Below are 15,512 nucleotides of genomic sequence, written 5' to 3'. Positions count from 1 at the left end.
AACCAAAACAAGGGTTAAGGAGGCTTGTCTGTATGGCGAAGCAAAAGTTTGAACGGACGAAACCCCACGTCAACATCGGGACGATCGGCCACGTTGACCACGGGAAAACGACGCTGACCGCGGCGATCACCACGGTTCTGGCGCGCTTTGGCCGTGCGCAAGCCACCGCGTACGACCAAATCGACAAGGCGCCGGAAGAGCGTGAACGCGGGATCACGATTTCCACGGCCCACGTCGAGTACGAAACGGAAAACCGCCACTATGCGCACGTGGACTGCCCGGGTCACGCCGACTACGTGAAGAACATGATCACCGGTGCGGCGCAAATGGACGGCGCCATCCTCGTCGTGTCGGCGGCCGACGGTCCGATGCCGCAAACCCGTGAGCACATCCTCCTGGCCCGTCAGGTCGGTGTTCCGTACATCGTCGTGTTCCTGAACAAGGTCGACATGGTGGACGACGAGGAGCTGCTCGACCTCGTCGAAATGGAAGTGCGTGATCTCCTGTCCCAATACGAATTCCCGGGCGACGAGGTGCCGGTCATCCGCGGTTCCGCGCTGAAGGCCCTCGAAGATCCGGAAGGTCCGTGGGCGGAAAAGATCCTCGAGCTGATGAAGGCCGTCGACGAGTACATCCCGACGCCGCAGCGTGAGGTTGACAAGCCGTTCCTCATGCCGATTGAGGACGTCTTCACGATCACCGGTCGCGGTACGGTGGCCACGGGTCGTGTCGAGCGCGGGACGCTGAAGGTTGGCGACGAAGTGGAGATCGTAGGCCTGCGCGATGAAATCAAGAAGACCACGGTCACCGGTGTCGAGATGTTCCGCAAGATCCTCGACCAAGCCGAAGCCGGCGACAACATCGGTGCCCTGCTGCGCGGCGTGGACCGCAAGGAAGTGGAGCGCGGCCAAGTGCTGGCCAAACCCGGCACGGTGAAGCCGCACACCAAGTTCAAGGCGGAGGTCTATGTCCTGACGAAGGAGGAAGGCGGTCGCCACACGCCGTTCTTCAACGGCTATCGTCCGCAGTTCTACTTCCGCACGACGGACGTCACGGGCACGATCAAGCTGCCGGAAGGCGTGGAAATGGTCATGCCCGGCGACAACGTCAACTTTGAAGTGGAACTGATCGCCCCGATCGCCCTCGAAAACGGGACGCGCTTCGCTATCCGCGAAGGCGGCCGCACGGTCGGCGCGGGCGTCGTGACGGAGATCGTTGAATAATTCGGCTGGGTTCCAACCCCCCGACCCCGGAGTGGGTCGGGGGTTTTCGTTCATAAACGGTTTACCGCCGAGTGCATCCGCAGGGCTGCGGGCTGATGCCGAGGGTTTTCTGATCGGGGAATTTGGAAATTTCAAACAAATCCTTGGCAGAGGACCGGGAATGTGATAGGATCCAGACAGCATCAGGATTTTTTTCGCCTCGCCCTTCGGGAAGACGGATCCAAGTATTGGGTGTCTATATCCGTTTGTTTCGGGATTCCAGCAGATCTGTTAAAGGAGCTCGAACCGAATGGGGACAGGCGGGAAACGGGTGGGTTATGGGGGGAACGGGAGGGAGCGGCTTGATTGTTCTCCGATCGGTCACCAAAACATTTAACGGTTTCACGGCGGTGGAAAACCTGTCGTTTGCAGTTGGGCGCGGTGAAGTGGTCGGCTTGCTAGGGGAAAACGGCGCGGGGAAAACCACTGTGCCGCGCATGATTGCGACGGTGTTGCGGCCGACGTCGGGTTCCATCGAAATTGACGGCTTGGACGCCATCCGGCACGCCCAGGCGGTGCGCAAGCGGATCGGCATTCTGTTTGGAGGGGAAACCGGATTGTACGACCGCTTGACCGCCCGGGAAAACATCGCCTATTTCGGACGGCTGTATGGTCTTCCTCCAGCCACGCTTGCTGAACGGATCGAAGCGTTGGCGGAACGTTTTGGAATGCGCGCGTTTCTCGACAAGCGGGTCGGTGGGTTTTCCAAAGGTATGAAACAGAAGATCGCAATCGCCCGCTCGCTTGTGCACGATCCGGATATTCTCTTGTTGGACGAACCGACCACAGGGCTGGACGTTACGTCGGCCAATGAGATGCGCCGATTGATCGAAAGGTTTCGAAAGGAAGGCAAAACGGTCATGTTCTCAAGCCATATCATGAGCGAAGTGCAGCGGCTATGCGACCGGGTCCTGATCCTGCATAAGGGGGTCCTGCGATACAATGGCGTGTGGAAGCGCTGTACGCCCAACACCGGACAAACGACCTGGATCAGATCATGATGAACATCGTGGGGTGAACCCATGGATTTTCGACAAGTGTGGATCATTTGGAAAAAAGAGATGGTTGACCTGTTTCGCGATCGGAAAACGTGGCTGGTTAGCGTCCTGTTGCCGTTTCTGTTCATCCCGGGCTTGATGTTGTTGCTCCTCAACATGGAGTCCCGTTCACAAGAGGCGGCCCGCAAGGATATCCCGATTGTCATACAGGGTGAGCAGGCGCAGATTGTGGCCGCCTTGACGCGGAATCCGGCGATCCGCGTGGTTCATGTGCACGACCCGCAGCAGGCACTGAAAGAGGGAGAGATCCGCGCGATCGTCAAGCTTGACCCGCAGATCAACGAGAAGTTGCAGCGCAACCAAACGGCTGAGATTGAGGTTTTCTACGACCCGACCAACCCGAAATCGGCCATCGCCCAAAATCTATTGAAAAGCCATTTGCAAGCGGTGCAAGACCAACTGGTTGCCGCCCGACTGGCTCGCTTGCAGTTGTCGCCAGAGATTGTGAAGCCGCTCGACATCCAGTCGCGCAGTGTTGCCACGGAGCAGCAGAAGACCGGCGGGTTTTTTGCCTTTATCCTCCCCTTTCTGCTGGTGGTTTCAACCGCCTCCGGCGGCATGGCGGCGGCGGTTGATCTCGTTGCGGGCGAGAAGGAACGGGGAACGTTGGAAGCCCTGCTCACCGCTCCGGTTCACGGAATGTCGGTATTGACGGGAAAATGGCTGACCGTTACGTTGATGGGCTGCATCAGCGCACTGGCTTCGGTCTGCAGCCTGTTGTTGTCCTTTCGGTTCGCTCCACAACTTGCGGGCCTGCAAGGGGGCGATTTTCCCGATCCGGTTCACGCCGTTAGCGGGGCAAACGTTGCGCTCTTGCTCCTGTTTTTGGTGCTGTTGTCGATGATGTTTGCCGCTCTGATGCTGGGGCTGAGTTCGCTTGCGAAATCGTTCAAGGAGGCGCAAACCTATATCACCCCTGTGCTGTTGGTGGCGATGGTGCCGTCGTACTTGACGATGTCGCTGGCACCGAACGAGATCCCGACCGCCTATTTTTTCATCCCGGTCTTGAACGTTGTCGCGGTGATGAAGCAGCTGTTTCACGGGGTGACGCAGTGGGGGGCTGTGCTGGGCGCGATGGGGAGCACCGGCTTGTTTGTCGTGCTGGCCATCGTGTTGGCCGCCACGTTGTTCCGTCGTGAGTCGCTGATTGTGAAGGGGTAAGGTTCGCCATCGAGGTGAGGCCCCTGCTTCCGGCGTTTGAGCTTGCTCCCGTAGCAGGTATCTTCGTACCCGAGCCCCCGGCCCAGGAAATGGGCCGGGGGTTTTGCCTTCGCGGACCGGTGGGACGTCACACGTTCAAAACGGAACTGTCACAATGTCGTAAGCCGATTTGTTAAGAATATCACAATAATCCCCCTCGTGATTTACTAGACTAAAAGGCGAAGGGAATATCACTTTACAAAACGTTGACGAGGGGGAGGTTAACATGATCCGTTTCTTACGGGAAAGTCTCGTCGCCAGTTATTTGCTATTGGTCGTGAGGTTATATCTGGGGTATACGTGGCTCACAGCAGGATGGGAGAAAATCACAGGGGAATTTGACGCGAGCGGCTTTTTGCGTGGAGCGGTGGCGAAAGCGACCGGTGAGCATCCTGCCGTCCCGATGTGGTGGGCCAAATTCCTAGAGGGGTTTGCCATCCCCCATGTCGAGTTGTTTAACGTCCTCGTTCCATGGGGGGAGTTCCTGGTGGGCCTGGGGTTGATCCTCGGGTGCTTCACAACTGCGGCCATCTTCTTTGGAATGGTCATGAACTTTGCCTTTCTGTTTAGCGGAACCACTAGCATAAACCCCCAAATGGTTCTGCTGAGCATTTTCGTCATTGTGGCGGGTGCAAACGCCGGCAAAATCGGTCTGGATTATTTTGTTTCGCCGTATATGAAAAGGATGTGCAACGCGTTTTTCAAGCACGGGAATGGGGCGGCGGGTGCCTGAGCATCCTTTCTCCTGAGGGGGAAGTTGGACGTTTTCCTACACTGCTTGCTGCCCTAGCCCGTGGCGTTCTCGGCTCCGTGCGGCACGGCAGGAGCTAGTTGGTCGTCTGCCTGGCCTTGGGGGGAAAACAACGGCAAAGGGCTTGGTATGCCACCGCGATTTCCGCCCCTACCCGCGCGTTGTGCTGGACCAGGGCGATGTTGGCCTTGAGACTGGCGCCGCCGGTCAGCTCCTTCACGCGGCGGAGCAGAAACGGGGTGACGGCCTTGCCGCGGATGTTCTGGGCCTTGGCTTCCGCCAGCGCCGTGTCGATGGCCCGCCGCACGACGGCCTCGTCGAGGGCATCTTCGGCGGGGATGGGGTTGGCCACCACCACGCCGCCGGCGAGCCCCAGATCCCACTTGGCCTTGAGTAGCGCGGCCACCTCCTGCGGCGTATCGAGCCGGTAGTCGACCCGAAAGCCGCTGGTGCGCGTGTAGAAGGCAGGGAATTCATCGGTCTGGTACCCCACCACCGGAACACCCCGCGTTTCGAGGTATTCGAGGGTCCGCCCGATGTCGAGGATCGCCTTAGCTCCCGCGCAGACGACAGCTACGTTGGTCTGGGCCAGCTCCGTCAGGTCGGCGGAGATGTCCAGCGTTTCGTTCACGTCGCGGTGCACGCCGCCAATGCCGCCGGTGACGAAAACGGCAATGCCGGCGAGGCGAGCGGCGATCATGGTGGCCGAGACGGTGGTGGCCCCCATTTTGCGCTGGGTTAGCGCGTAGGGGATGTCCCGCCGGCTCACCTTGAGCACGTCGGACCGCGTGGAAAGCGCTTCTAACTCGCTGGTGCTGAGCCCGATCTTGATCTTGCCGTCGACAATCGCAATGGTTGCCGGCACGGCTCCATGTGCTCGGATGATGTCCTCAATGGCGTGGGCCGTCTCCAGGTTTTGCGGGTAGGGCATGCCGTGGGAGATAATGGTGGACTCCAAGGCGACCAGCGGTTTTCCGGCTTCGCGGGCCGCTTGCACTTCGTCGGAGAAGACCAGCCATTGTTCGGACATGGGATCATTCCTCCTGCACCCACGGGCCGAAATCAGCAAGCCATTCGAATCCTGCCTCGGCTAGAATGAAAGGGAGAGAGATTGAAAGGACTCCTTCCCCGATTATCGGCGATGTGCCGCTGTTGCATCAATGGTTTCTTCGCGTTTGACTGCGGAAGGACTGACAGCGGGTGAATGGAACAGATTCGGGGCAGGAAGGTGAGGAGCACATGGAAGAGCGAGCCGCGTGGTTGACGTTCTCGCCTTCGCTCGTGGTTGCCGACGCGCAACGGTATGTGTACTACCGACCGAGTCCGCTTATTGACCTGAAAATCCGTCCGGGTGATCCGATCAAACCCGGATCGGTGACCGATAAGGCGCTGCGCCTAGAACGTGAGGTAGCCGAATGGCGAGATGAATGCCTGTTTGGTGTCGCGTATTTCGGCCTATCGGTCCCGATTAAAGAGACCGGGCGTCTGAAAGGCGTGGTTACCCTTATTTTTCCCCAGTCGTTTGCTTCCCAGGCGCCTTTCCCGCCGACTGCCTCGTTCTTAACCGTATGGGACCGTGAACGCTGGGTCCCGATTGCCGTGGAAGACATCATTTACTTAGAAGCGCAAAACCGCAAGACGTTCATCCAAGCGACCGGCGCTCAAGGTCTTCACCGGGCCCCGCTTTCGACGTTAGAAAAATCCCTTCCGCCCGATCGTTTTGCCCGCATTCATCGGGCGTATATCGTCAACGTGCACCGGATCACGGAAATCCATCCCGATTCGCATTCCACCTTCCGGATCGTGATGTCTGACGGTTCGCGTCTGTACGTGAGCCGATCGTATGCGCCACTGTTGCGTCGGCGGCTTGGGTTTTAGCTTCACGAGCCCTGCTCCCGGTGGTTGGCGCGGTCCTGTGTGCAGAAGCCAACTCATGTTGCAAAAATGACCGTTGGGGTATAAAAATAGCCATTTGGTGCAAAACCTATCGATGGCCCACCCTTCCTTTGCTAAGGTTAAGAAATTGAAGACAATATGAAAGGGGAAGGGGATAGCATGTTGGCAAACGAGGAAATGAAAGCGCTTCTTGGTGATTCCCGCCTTCATGCGCGCATTACCACGGCGGAAGAAGCGGCTTCGTGGATTAAGGATGGAATGACGGTCGGCTTAAGCGGTTTTACGCGTGCGGGAGAGCCCAAGGCGGTGCCGTTTGCGTTGGCCAACCGCGCGAAACAGGAGCCGCTCAAACTCAACATCATCACCGGGGCATCCCTCGGATCCGACGTGGATCGCGTACTGGCGGAAGCCGGCATCGTGCGGCGGCGTCTGCCGTACCAGTCCGACGATGTGATGCGGCAAAAGATAAACCGCGGCGAAATTCTCTACATCGATCAGCATTTGTCCCATACTGCCGAGTGGATCCGCGAAGGCGTGCTCCCCCCGATTGATGTGGCGATTGTTGAGGCGTTGGCCGTTACGGAGGAGGGCCTCGTCATCCCGACGACGTCGGTGGGGAATACGTCGCTTTTCGTCCAGCGGGCGCGACATGTGATTCTCGAGATTAACACTGCACAGCCGCGGGCGCTTTACGGCATTCACGACGTGTATGAAGTCGGCGAACGCGGCGCGCGGAAGCCGATTCCCCTCGTCAACCCGTCCGATCGCATCGGGTTGCCCGGTATCCCGGTGGATCCGGACAAAATTGTCGCGGTGGTCTTCACCCATCAGCCCGATTCGCCTTCTCCCATTACTGCACCCGATGCCGTGACAGACCAAATTGCGGCAAACATCCTTCAATTTTTGCGAAACGAAGTCGCCGCGGGTCGGCTCACACCGCGCCTTGCGCCGTTGCAGGCGGGCATCGGCTCGGTAGCCAATGCGGTGCTATACGGGCTGATGCATTCGGAGTTCCACGACCTTGAGTTTTATTCTGAAGTGCTCCAAGATGCTGTCTTTGATCTCATCGACGCGGGCAAAGTTGTGTTCGCTTCGGCATCGGCCATTACGCTGACGGAGAAGAAGATGCAAGAAGTCTTTCGGGATTTCGATGCGTATCGAAATCGTTTGCTTTTACGTCCGCAAGAAATTTCCAATCATCCGGAGATCGTCCGGCGGCTCGGCTTGATCTCGATTAACACGGCGCTGGAAGCCGACATCTACGGCAACGTCAATTCCACGCACGTGCGGGGTACGCGGATGATGAACGGGATCGGGGGGTCTGGCGACTTTGCCCGGAATGCCCGTCTGGCGATCTTCGTGACCAAATCGATCGCGCAGAAGGGCGCGGTCTCGCGCATTGTTCCGTTCGTTTCCCACGTCGATCACACCGAACACGACGTTGATGTTCTGGTTACGGAATACGGGTATGCCGATCTCCGGGGACTCGCGCCGATCGAGCGGGCACCGCTGATCATCGAACGATGCGCGCATCCCGACTACCGTCCGTTGCTGATGGAATACTACCGCGAGGCATTAAAACACGGGGGCCACACGCCGCACGTCCTCGAAAAGGCGTTCAGCTTTCATCTGGCATATGAACGCAACGGATCGATGCGCACCGCCGCGGGTATCGGGGTGATCGGGCGGTAACGGAGTCGCAGGGTGCGTCCGGCTGACAAATTCCCTTCTAATAAAATAAATATATGGGACATTCCTGTAGGCCTACAGGGGTAAACAGATCTCCGATGAACGTCATGGCCATTGCGTCTCTCCCGTGTCAACTCACATAAAAACCTAACCGAAGTGAAACCGATCCCTCACGTAAAAACCTAACCGAATACTCTTGGCAAGAGGCTCCCTCAGGTAGGAAAATGGAGTTGAGGTCTACCCGACCTCAAGAGGTTCTTGGTTAGGTGGCTCGGGGGAGGGAGCCCAAGGACCCCGAGCCACGATTTTTTCGAGCTGATCATGAAGATCGAGCGGGTTGAGCGTTTCAAACTGAGCCTTGAGCACGTGTTCCATCTCCGGTTTTAAGGCGCCGCTTTCGATCAGGCGTTGGAAAGGCGTGCGGGCTTGGTCGAAGCGTTTGCGAATGCGCTTGCCTTCGTAGGATTTTTCGACGACCTTGCGGGTGGGCAAAAAGAGATTGGCGTAGGGGTCGAGGAGGGCATAGACGGCGTTGAGCCACTCCACAGCCTCTGGGGTGTCGTAGCGGGCATAGCCCACGATCTCGCGAACGAACTGGCGGTTTTTCTGTTCGACATGGGGGTTGTCGTTTTTGCGGTAGGGACGGCTGCGCATAAACGCAATTCCTTTTTGCCTGCAGAAACGGAGGAGATGATGGTTCAAGAACTCGGAACCGTTATCGCTGTGGAGGGTATGGACAGCTGTAGGCCACTGCGAGAGGATGGATTCCAAGGCAGCGAAGACGGCTTTTTGGCTTTTGCCGAGGATGGCCTGGCGGCGGCTGTAGCCGGTGACCATGTCGGTAACCGACAAGGTGCAGGCGAACTGGCCGGACGAGTCGCCGCCATTGTGTTCGACGAGATCGATTTCCAGGGCGCCGGGGCGGGATTCGTTCCAAGGGAGCCGGCCTGCAGGGATGTCCCTTTTCAAGCGATTGGTGGGTTTGGGGCGCATAAAGCGTCTGGGTTTGGGCGAATCGAATTCCTTCAGGCGCCGAGCGAGCGTAGATCGGCTGATTTGGGCGAGTTGCTGGCGGATGAGCGAGGTTAAGCGAAGTTTTCCATGGCGTTCTAAATGCTCGGCAGTCGGCAGGAGGACCGGATGGAGGCGTTCGGCACAAGGGTAGTCAAGGGCTTCCCAAACGGTTCGGATGACAGGGAGCGCTTCTTGATACCGCTTGGGCCGTTTGCGCCGGATCTGTTTGGGTTTCCACTCCGGGCCGTTGAGAACCTGGATAGCGTACTTGCGGTGATACCCCAGCACGCGCGTGACTTCATCGAGAATGCGCGACTTTTCTTTTCGGGACGAGGCTTTGGCATACCATTTCCGGATTTGCGTAAGGTATTCGCGACGGCTTTGGAGAGACATGGTCACGTCACATCCCCCTCGGTAAGATTTCGATGTGAGTGATCCAGTCTCCCTTCGGTTAGATTTTAGCTGAGCGATTGCGTCTCCTTGCAATGGCATTTTTCTTTGCGATATAATAGTGGACGTTGGTCGTGGGATGGGTAGGCGATGAAGCGGAAGGTTGCCGACACACCCGGCCCCATTGCCATGACGGGTGGTCGGGGAATTTCCGTGGAGCGGGGCGAAAACGGGAAACTGGGCGATGAAGGAGGGGACACATCATGGCAAAAGCGAAGCAAAAAATCCGCATTCGGCTGAAGGCGTACGATCATCGCATTCTCGATCAGTCGGCGGAAAAGATCGTGGAAACGGCGAAGCGTTCCGGGGCGAGCGTGTCGGGGCCGATTCCGCTGCCGACGGAGCGTACGGTGTTCACCATTCTGCGGGCGCCGCACAAGTACAAGGATTCCCGCGAACAGTTCGAGATGCGCACGCACAAGCGCCTCATCGATATCCTCAATCCCACGCCGCAAACCGTTGACGCGTTGATGCGCCTGGACCTGCCGTCGGGCGTGGACATCGAGATCAAGCTCTGATGGGACGGGCGATTCAAGGAGGTGGCTGAAGGTGGCGGACGTGAAAGGGATTCTGGGCAAGAAGCTCGGGATGACGCAGGTGTTTACGGAAGACGGCAACGTGGTCCCGGTGACGGTCATCCAAGCGGGTCCGTGCGTTGTGTTGCAAAAGAAGGACAAGGAAAACGACGGCTACGAGGCCATCCAGCTCGGTTTTGAAGACAAGAAGCTGTCGCGGGCCAACAAGCCGGAGATCGGCCATGCGCAGAAGGCGGGCACGACACCGAAGAAGTTTATCCGCGAGATCCGCGGCGTCGACCTGAGCAAGTACGAAGTGGGGCAGGAAGTGCGCGTGGACATCTTCTCCCCGGGTGAACGGGTTGACGTTGTTGGCACCTCGAAGGGGAAAGGCTTCACCGGCGCCATCAAGCGGCACAACCAGTCGCGCGGTCCGATGGCCCACGGCTCGAAGTACCACCGTGGTCCGGGTTCGATGGGTTCCATCGCGCCGAACCGCATCTTCAAGAACCAGACGATGCCGGGGCGCATGGGTAACGAGCGGGTGACGATCCAGAACCTGGAGATCGTGAAGGTGGATCCGGAGCGCAACCTGCTTCTTGTGAAGGGTTCGGTTCCGGGCATCGTAAACAGCTACCTGGTCATCAAGTCCACGGTGAAGAAAGGGAAGTAAGCGGTAACGACCGCGGAAAGGAGGATCCCCCATGCCCAAAGTCGCACTGTACAACATGGAAGGGACCCAGATCGGCGAGATTGAGCTTTCCGACGCCGTGTTCGGCATCGAGCCCCATGTGCACGTGCTGCACCAGTATGTCGTCATGCAGCAGGCGTCCGAGCGGAGCGGCACCCACTCCACGAAAACCCGCAGCGAGGTGCGGGGCGGTGGCCGCAAGCCGTGGCGGCAAAAAGGTACCGGTCGTGCGCGTCATGGGAGCATTCGCGCGCCGCAATGGGTGGGCGGCGGCACGGTGCACGGGCCCAAGCCGCGCGAATACGGCTTCAAGCTGCCGAAGAAGGTGCGCCGGCTGGCGATGAAGTCGGCCCTGTCGGCCAAGGTGCGTGACGGCGAGCTGATCGTCCTCGACAAGCTGGCCTTTGAGAAGCCGAAGACCAAGAACATGGTGGCCGTGCTCAAGAACCTGAAGGTCGACCGCAAGGCGCTTGTGGTCGGCGGCGAGTTTGACGAGACGGTGTGGCTGTCGGCGCGCAACATTCCGGGTGTGAAGTACTTGGCGGCCCACAAGATCAACGTGCTCGACGTGCTGCGCCACGACAAGCTGATCATGACGCAGGACGCGGTGGCCAAAGTGGAGGAGGTGCTGGGCAAATGAAGGACCCGCGGGACATCATCAAGCGTCCGATCATTACCGAAAAGAGCACCGACCTGATGGCCGAAAAAAAGTACGTGTTTGAAGTGGACCTGAACGCTAACAAGATCGAGATCAAGAAGGCGGTGGAGGCCATCTTCGGCGTCAAGGTGGCCAAAGTGAACACGATGCGCGTCAAGCCGAAGAAAACCCGCTTTGGCCGCTTCGTCGGGCGCACGAAAGAATGGAAGAAGGCGATCGTGACGCTCACGCCGGACAGCAAACCGATCGAAATCTTCGAGAACGCGTAAGGGACAGAGCCGCGTGAAGGAGGGAACGCGCGATGGGCATCAAGAAGTTTAAGCCGACCTCTCCGGGGATCCGGCAGATGACGGTGTCCACCTTTGAGGAGATCACCACGGACAAGCCGGAAAAATCCCTGCTCGTGCCGCTGAAGAAGCACGCTGGTCGCAACAATCAGGGCCGCATCACCGTGCGTCATCGTGGCGGCGGGCACAAGCGCATGTACCGCATCATCGACTTCAAGCGCGACAAGGACGGCATTCCCGGGAAAGTGGCCACAATCGAATACGACCCGAACCGTTCGGCGCGCATCTGTCTGATTCACTACCGCGACGGTGAAAAGCGTTACATTCTCCATCCGGTTGGGCTGAAGGTGGGCGACACCATCATGTCCGGACCGGATGCCGACATCAAGGTGGGCAACGCACTGCCGCTGGAGAAGATCCCGGTGGGTACGATTATCCACAACATTGAGCTGAAGCCGGGCAAGGGTGGTCAGCTGGCCCGCGCTGCGGGGGCGGCGGCGCAGGTGGTGGGCCGCGACGGCGACTATGTCATTGTGCGCCTCACCTCCGGCGAGATCCGCAAGATCCATAAGAATTGCCGCGCTACCATCGGCCAGGTGGGCAATCTCGACCACGAGAACATCACCCTCGGTAAGGCGGGCCGCGCGCGCTGGCTTGGTCGCCGTCCGACGGTGCGCGGTTCGGCGATGAACCCGGTCGATCACCCGCACGGCGGTGGTGAAGGGAAGGCGCCGATCGGTCGCAAGCACCCGGTTACGCCGTGGGGTAAGCCGACGCTGGGGTACAAGACGCGCAAGAAGAACAACCCGAGCGACAAGTTCATCATTCGCCGCCGCAAGAAATGACGTGCGCGCGGCATGACGGCCTGAGGCGAAAGGAGGAGAATCGATGGGTCGCAGCCTGAAGAAAGGTCCCTTTGCCGACGAACACCTGCTCAAGAAGATTCGCGAGCTGAACGAGAAAGGGGAAAAACGGGTCATCAAGACGTGGTCCCGCCGTTCGACGATCTTCCCCGAATTCGTCGGCCACACCATCGCCGTCTACGACGGCCGCAAGCACGTGCCAGTGTACATCACTGAGGACATGGTCGGGCATAAGCTCGGCGAATTTGCGCCGACGCGGACGTTCCGCGGTCACGCCGGTGACGACAAGAAGACGAAGAAGTAACGGCGACGCGCCTGAGAGGAGGGTACGGTCATGGAAGCTCGTGCGATCGCGCGCTACGTGCGCATTGCGCCGCGCAAGGCTCGCCTGGTTGTCGACCTGATTCGCGGCAAGGACGTGGGCGAGGCGTTCGCCATCCTGCGCCACACGCCGAAGAAGGCTGCTCCGATCGTGGAGAAGCTCCTGAAGTCGGCGATCGCCAACGCGGAGCACAACCATAACATGGATCCGAAGAAGCTCTACATCAGCAAGATCTACGTCGATGAGGGGCCGACGATGTACCGCATCCGGCCGCGTGCCCAAGGTCGGGCCTACCGCATCCGCAAGCGGACCAGCCACATCACCGTAGTGGTGGCGGAAAAGCAGCCCAAAGCCGTCGCCCAACCTGCTGAAACCCCGAAAGCCGAGAAGAACCAAGAGGCGCAGAAGAAGGAGGGATAACGCGTGGGTCAGAAAGTAAGCCCGGTTGGCCTGCGGATCGGCATCATTCGCGACTGGCAATCCCGTTGGTACGCGGAAAAGGATTACGCGGATCTGCTGCATGAGGACATCAAGATTCGCGATTACCTGAAGAAGCGCCTGAAGGACGCGGCCGTGTCGACCATCGAGATTGAACGGGCGGCAAACCGCGTCAACATCACCATTCACACGGCCAAGCCGGGGATGGTGATCGGCAAGGGCGGCGCGGAAGTGGAAAACCTGCGCAAAGAGCTGACCAAGCTGACGAACAAGCGCGTGCACATCAACATTCATGAGATCAAGCAGCCGGATCTCGACGCGCAGATTGTCGCCGAGAACATCGCGCGGCAGATCGAAAACCGCATTTCCTGGCGTCGCGCGATGAAGCAAGCCATCCAGCGAGCCATGCGCGCGGGGGCCAAGGGCGTAAAGACGCAGGTAAGCGGTCGCCTTGGCGGCGCGGAAATTGCCCGTACCGAAGGATACAACGAGGGGACGGTTCCGCTGCACACGCTGCGCGCCGACATCGACTACGGCTTTGCCGAAGCCCATACCACGTACGGTCGCATTGGCGTGAAGGTGTGGATCTACCGCGGCGACGTCCTGCCGAAGAAGAATCAGGCGCAAGAAGCGGTTGAGGAAGGGGGCAAGTGACCATGTTGATGCCGAAGCGCGTCAAGTACCGCAAGGAGCAGCGCGGTCGGATGAAGGGGCGCGCCAAGGGCGGCACGACCATCGCCTTTGGGGAGTACGGCCTGCAGGCGCTGGAGCCGGCGTGGATCACCAACCGACAAATTGAGGCAGCCCGTATCGCCCTGACGCGCTACATCCGCCGGGGCGGGAAAGTGTGGATTAAGATCTTCCCGCACAAGCCGGTGACGGCGAAGCCCCTCGAAGTGCGGATGGGGAGCGGGAAAGGTTCTCCGGAAAAGTGGGTCGCAGTGGTCAAGCCCGGCAAGATCCTGTTCGAGCTGGCCGGCGTGCCGGAGGACGTCGCCCGCGAAGCGCTGCGGCTTGCCGCTCACAAGCTGCCCATCAAGTGCAAGTTTGTGAAACGCGAGGATCTGGGTGGTGAGCAGCAATGAAGATGAAGGCGAGCGACTTCCGGAACATGACCACGGCGGAAATCGAAAAGAAAATCCGCGATCTGAAAGAGGAGCTGTTCAACCTCAACTTCCAGAAGGCGACGGGTCAGCTGGAGAACCCGGCCCGCATCCGCGAAATCCGCAAGGCCATCGCGCGCGCGAAGACGGTTCTTCGCGAGCGGGAATTGGGCATCCGCTAATCGAGAGGAGGGGTTTCGGTGGCACAACAAGAGCGTGGCAAGCGCAAGGTACTGATCGGCAAAGTGGTCAGCGACAAGATGGACAAATCGATCGTCGTGCTCGTGGAGACCTACAAGCGCCATCCGCTCTACAAGAAGCGGGTGCTGCGTTCCAAGAAGTACATGGCCCACGATGAGCACAACGAAGCCAAGATCGGCGACGTGGTGAAGATCATGGAGACGCGGCCGCTGTCGAAACGCAAGCGGTGGCGCCTGGTGGAGATCCTGGAGCGGGCGTCGGCGGAGGACAAGGCGGCGCTGGTGGAACAGCAGCCCGAGCCGGCTGACGAAGCGCTGGTCCAGGCCGAATGACGCACGGCAAGGAGGGTGAAGGACGATGATTCAACCGCAAACGCGACTGGTTGTGGCGGACAACTCCGGCGCGCGGGAAATCATGTGCATTCGCGTGCTGGGCGGCTCGAATCGCCGTTACGCGAACATCGGCGACATCATTGTCGCGTCGGTTAAGCAAGCGACGCCCGGTGGCGTTGTCAAGAAGGGGGACGTCGTGAAGGCGGTTGTCGTCCGTTCCAAGCGCGGTGTGCGCCGTCCGGACGGCTCGTACATTCGTTTTGACGACAACGCGGCGGTGATCATCCGCGAGGACAAAAGCCCCCGTGGTACGCGGATCTTCGGCCCGGTGGCCCGGGAGCTGCGCGAGAAAGATTTCATGAAGATCATCTCCCTCGCTCCGGAAGTGCTGTAAACAGGCGAGCGGAAGCAAAGGAGGTGCCGAGCGATGTCTCAACCGAAGCTGCACGTCAAAACCGGCGACCTGGTCATGGTCATCGCAGGCAAGGACAAGGGCAAGAAGGGGCGTATCCTGAAGGCCTTCCCGAAAAAGCAGCGCGTGCTGGTGGAAGGCGTCAACCTGATCAAGAAGCACGTCCGTCCGTCGCCGGACAACCCGCAGGGCGGCATCATCACCGTCGAAGCGCCCATCCATGTGTCCAATGTCATGCCCATCGATCCGAAGACGGGCCAGCCGACGCGCGTGGGATACAAAATTCTCGAGAACGGCAAGAAGGTGCGCATCGCCAAGAAGTCGGGTGCCGTGCTCGACTGATGGAGCTTAAGAGAGAAAGGAGGGTCCC

Annotated in this window: 18 protein-coding genes and 3 pseudogenes; 19 read left to right on the top strand and 2 right to left on the bottom strand. The window is 59.2% G+C overall.

The genetic code is table 11. The features are described 5' to 3' along the window. The first annotated feature begins 32 nt into the window (after nt 1-32). The 4 genes and pseudogenes from tuf (at nt 33) to ACYQ0Z_RS03845 (ending at nt 4,253) form a co-directional block, all read left to right on the top strand. Entirely contained in the window at nt 33-1,223 is a 1,191-nt protein-coding gene (gene tuf, locus ACYQ0Z_RS03860) for an elongation factor Tu (RefSeq protein WP_459864541.1), read from the top strand. Nucleotides 1,224-1,564: 341 nt separating this feature from the next. Then, nucleotides 1,565-2,280: pseudogene (locus ACYQ0Z_RS03855) on the top strand (ABC transporter ATP-binding protein). A 4-nt stretch (nt 2,281-2,284) separates the two neighbouring features. Next, on the top strand, nt 2,285-3,481 hold the full coding sequence (locus ACYQ0Z_RS03850; protein WP_459864539.1) for an ABC transporter permease: 1,197 nt from the start codon (nt 2,285-2,287) through the stop codon (nt 3,479-3,481). Between the two features lie 265 nt (nt 3,482-3,746). Next, entirely contained in the window at nt 3,747-4,253 is a 507-nt protein-coding gene (locus ACYQ0Z_RS03845) for a DoxX family membrane protein (protein ID WP_459864537.1), read from the top strand. Between the two features lie 94 nt (nt 4,254-4,347). Here the strand turns inward: ACYQ0Z_RS03845 and ACYQ0Z_RS03840 are convergent, their stop codons facing one another. Beyond that, nucleotides 4,348-5,301, bottom strand: coding sequence for a pseudouridine-5'-phosphate glycosidase (locus ACYQ0Z_RS03840; protein ID WP_459864535.1), 954 nt, complete (start codon nt 5,299-5,301; stop codon nt 4,348-4,350). Nucleotides 5,302-5,510: 209 nt separating this feature from the next. On the opposite strand from ACYQ0Z_RS03840, the gene ACYQ0Z_RS03835 reads away from it, so the two are divergent. Together ACYQ0Z_RS03835 and scpC are read left to right on the top strand one after the other, a co-directional pair. Continuing rightward, nucleotides 5,511-6,149, top strand: a complete 639-nt coding sequence (locus tag ACYQ0Z_RS03835) for a LytTR family DNA-binding domain-containing protein (RefSeq protein ID WP_459864533.1) — start codon at nt 5,511-5,513, stop codon at nt 6,147-6,149. A gap of 177 nt (nt 6,150-6,326) precedes the next feature. After that, entirely contained in the window at nt 6,327-7,859 is a 1,533-nt protein-coding gene (gene scpC, locus ACYQ0Z_RS03830; RefSeq protein WP_459864531.1) for a succinyl-CoA:acetate CoA-transferase ScpC, read from the top strand. A 234-nt stretch (nt 7,860-8,093) separates the two neighbouring features. Here the strand turns inward: scpC and ACYQ0Z_RS03825 are convergent, their stop codons facing one another. After that, nucleotides 8,094-9,263: a DDE-type integrase/transposase/recombinase gene (locus ACYQ0Z_RS03825; RefSeq protein WP_459865126.1), complete on the bottom strand. Its 1,170-nt coding sequence runs from the start codon at nt 9,261-9,263 to the stop codon at nt 8,094-8,096. 260 nt (nt 9,264-9,523) lie between these two features. Between ACYQ0Z_RS03825 and rpsJ the strand changes: the two genes are divergently transcribed. From rpsJ to rplX, 13 genes and pseudogenes are all read left to right on the top strand, one after another. Continuing rightward, nucleotides 9,524-9,838, top strand: a complete 315-nt coding sequence (gene rpsJ / locus ACYQ0Z_RS03820) for a 30S ribosomal protein S10 (RefSeq protein WP_459864529.1) — start codon at nt 9,524-9,526, stop codon at nt 9,836-9,838. A 40-nt stretch (nt 9,839-9,878) separates the two neighbouring features. Beyond that, nucleotides 9,879-10,508 (top strand): 50S ribosomal protein L3, encoded by a 630-nt coding sequence (gene rplC, locus ACYQ0Z_RS03815; protein ID WP_459865124.1) that lies wholly within the window; start codon nt 9,879-9,881, stop codon nt 10,506-10,508. A 31-nt stretch (nt 10,509-10,539) separates the two neighbouring features. Continuing rightward, nucleotides 10,540-11,166, top strand: a complete 627-nt coding sequence (gene rplD, locus ACYQ0Z_RS03810; RefSeq protein WP_459864527.1) for a 50S ribosomal protein L4 — start codon at nt 10,540-10,542, stop codon at nt 11,164-11,166. After that, nucleotides 11,163-11,453: a 50S ribosomal protein L23 gene (rplW, locus tag ACYQ0Z_RS03805; protein ID WP_459864525.1), complete on the top strand. Its 291-nt coding sequence runs from the start codon at nt 11,163-11,165 to the stop codon at nt 11,451-11,453. Before rplD ends, rplW begins: the two co-directional genes overlap by 4 nt. Nucleotides 11,454-11,485: 32 nt before the next feature. Beyond that, nucleotides 11,486-12,316: a 50S ribosomal protein L2 gene (gene rplB / locus ACYQ0Z_RS03800; protein WP_459864523.1), complete on the top strand. Its 831-nt coding sequence runs from the start codon at nt 11,486-11,488 to the stop codon at nt 12,314-12,316. A 43-nt stretch (nt 12,317-12,359) separates the two neighbouring features. Then, a complete protein-coding gene (rpsS, locus tag ACYQ0Z_RS03795; RefSeq protein ID WP_054669358.1) occupies nt 12,360-12,638 on the top strand; it encodes a 30S ribosomal protein S19 in 279 nt (92 codons plus the stop codon). 30 nt (nt 12,639-12,668) lie between these two features. Then, nucleotides 12,669-12,998 (top strand): annotated as a pseudogene (gene rplV, locus ACYQ0Z_RS03790) (50S ribosomal protein L22); the annotation flags it as partial. Nucleotides 12,999-13,079: 81 nt separating this feature from the next. Then, the gene (gene rpsC, locus ACYQ0Z_RS03785; protein WP_459864521.1) at nt 13,080-13,748 is read left to right on the top strand and encodes a 30S ribosomal protein S3; all 669 of its coding nucleotides are present in this window, start codon (nt 13,080-13,082) and stop codon (nt 13,746-13,748) included. Nucleotides 13,749-13,750: 2 nt separating this feature from the next. Next, a complete protein-coding gene (rplP, locus tag ACYQ0Z_RS03780; protein ID WP_459864519.1) occupies nt 13,751-14,179 on the top strand; it encodes a 50S ribosomal protein L16 in 429 nt (142 codons plus the stop codon). A gap of 2 nt (nt 14,180-14,181) precedes the next feature. After that, a complete protein-coding gene (rpmC, locus tag ACYQ0Z_RS03775) occupies nt 14,182-14,379 on the top strand; it encodes a 50S ribosomal protein L29 (RefSeq protein WP_459865121.1) in 198 nt (65 codons plus the stop codon). An 18-nt stretch (nt 14,380-14,397) separates the two neighbouring features. Then, nucleotides 14,398-14,655: pseudogene (gene rpsQ / locus ACYQ0Z_RS03770) on the top strand (30S ribosomal protein S17); the annotation flags it as partial. A gap of 100 nt (nt 14,656-14,755) precedes the next feature. Then, nucleotides 14,756-15,124 (top strand): 50S ribosomal protein L14, encoded by a 369-nt coding sequence (rplN, locus tag ACYQ0Z_RS03765; protein ID WP_459864516.1) that lies wholly within the window; start codon nt 14,756-14,758, stop codon nt 15,122-15,124. Nucleotides 15,125-15,172: 48 nt separating this feature from the next. Then, nucleotides 15,173-15,484: a 50S ribosomal protein L24 gene (rplX, locus tag ACYQ0Z_RS03760; protein WP_459865118.1), complete on the top strand. Its 312-nt coding sequence runs from the start codon at nt 15,173-15,175 to the stop codon at nt 15,482-15,484. The last annotated feature ends 28 nt before the right edge of the window (nt 15,485-15,512 follow it).

This window comes from Calditerricola yamamurae (genome assembly GCF_054654135.1).
This window is presented reverse-complemented; position numbering and strand designations above follow the sequence as displayed.

Coding starts and splice junctions, on each gene's coding strand:
- tuf (WP_459864541.1), top strand. CDS start 33: ATGGCGAAGCAAAAGTTTGAACGGACGAAACCCCACGTCAACATCGGG.
- ACYQ0Z_RS03850 (WP_459864539.1), top strand. CDS start 2,285: ATGGATTTTCGACAAGTGTGGATCATTTGGAAAAAAGAGATGGTTGAC.
- ACYQ0Z_RS03845 (WP_459864537.1), top strand. CDS start 3,747: ATGATCCGTTTCTTACGGGAAAGTCTCGTCGCCAGTTATTTGCTATTG.
- ACYQ0Z_RS03840 (WP_459864535.1), bottom strand. CDS start 5,301: ATGTCCGAACAATGGCTGGTCTTCTCCGACGAAGTGCAAGCGGCCCGC.
- ACYQ0Z_RS03835 (WP_459864533.1), top strand. CDS start 5,511: ATGGAAGAGCGAGCCGCGTGGTTGACGTTCTCGCCTTCGCTCGTGGTT.
- scpC (WP_459864531.1), top strand. CDS start 6,327: ATGTTGGCAAACGAGGAAATGAAAGCGCTTCTTGGTGATTCCCGCCTT.
- ACYQ0Z_RS03825 (WP_459865126.1), bottom strand. CDS start 9,263: ATGTCTCTCCAAAGCCGTCGCGAATACCTTACGCAAATCCGGAAATGG.
- rpsJ (WP_459864529.1), top strand. CDS start 9,524: ATGGCAAAAGCGAAGCAAAAAATCCGCATTCGGCTGAAGGCGTACGAT.
- rplD (WP_459864527.1), top strand. CDS start 10,540: ATGCCCAAAGTCGCACTGTACAACATGGAAGGGACCCAGATCGGCGAG.
- rplW (WP_459864525.1), top strand. CDS start 11,163: ATGAAGGACCCGCGGGACATCATCAAGCGTCCGATCATTACCGAAAAG.
- rplB (WP_459864523.1), top strand. CDS start 11,486: ATGGGCATCAAGAAGTTTAAGCCGACCTCTCCGGGGATCCGGCAGATG.
- rpsS (WP_054669358.1), top strand. CDS start 12,360: ATGGGTCGCAGCCTGAAGAAAGGTCCCTTTGCCGACGAACACCTGCTC.
- rplP (WP_459864519.1), top strand. CDS start 13,751: ATGTTGATGCCGAAGCGCGTCAAGTACCGCAAGGAGCAGCGCGGTCGG.
- rpmC (WP_459865121.1), top strand. CDS start 14,182: ATGAAGGCGAGCGACTTCCGGAACATGACCACGGCGGAAATCGAAAAG.
- rplN (WP_459864516.1), top strand. CDS start 14,756: ATGATTCAACCGCAAACGCGACTGGTTGTGGCGGACAACTCCGGCGCG.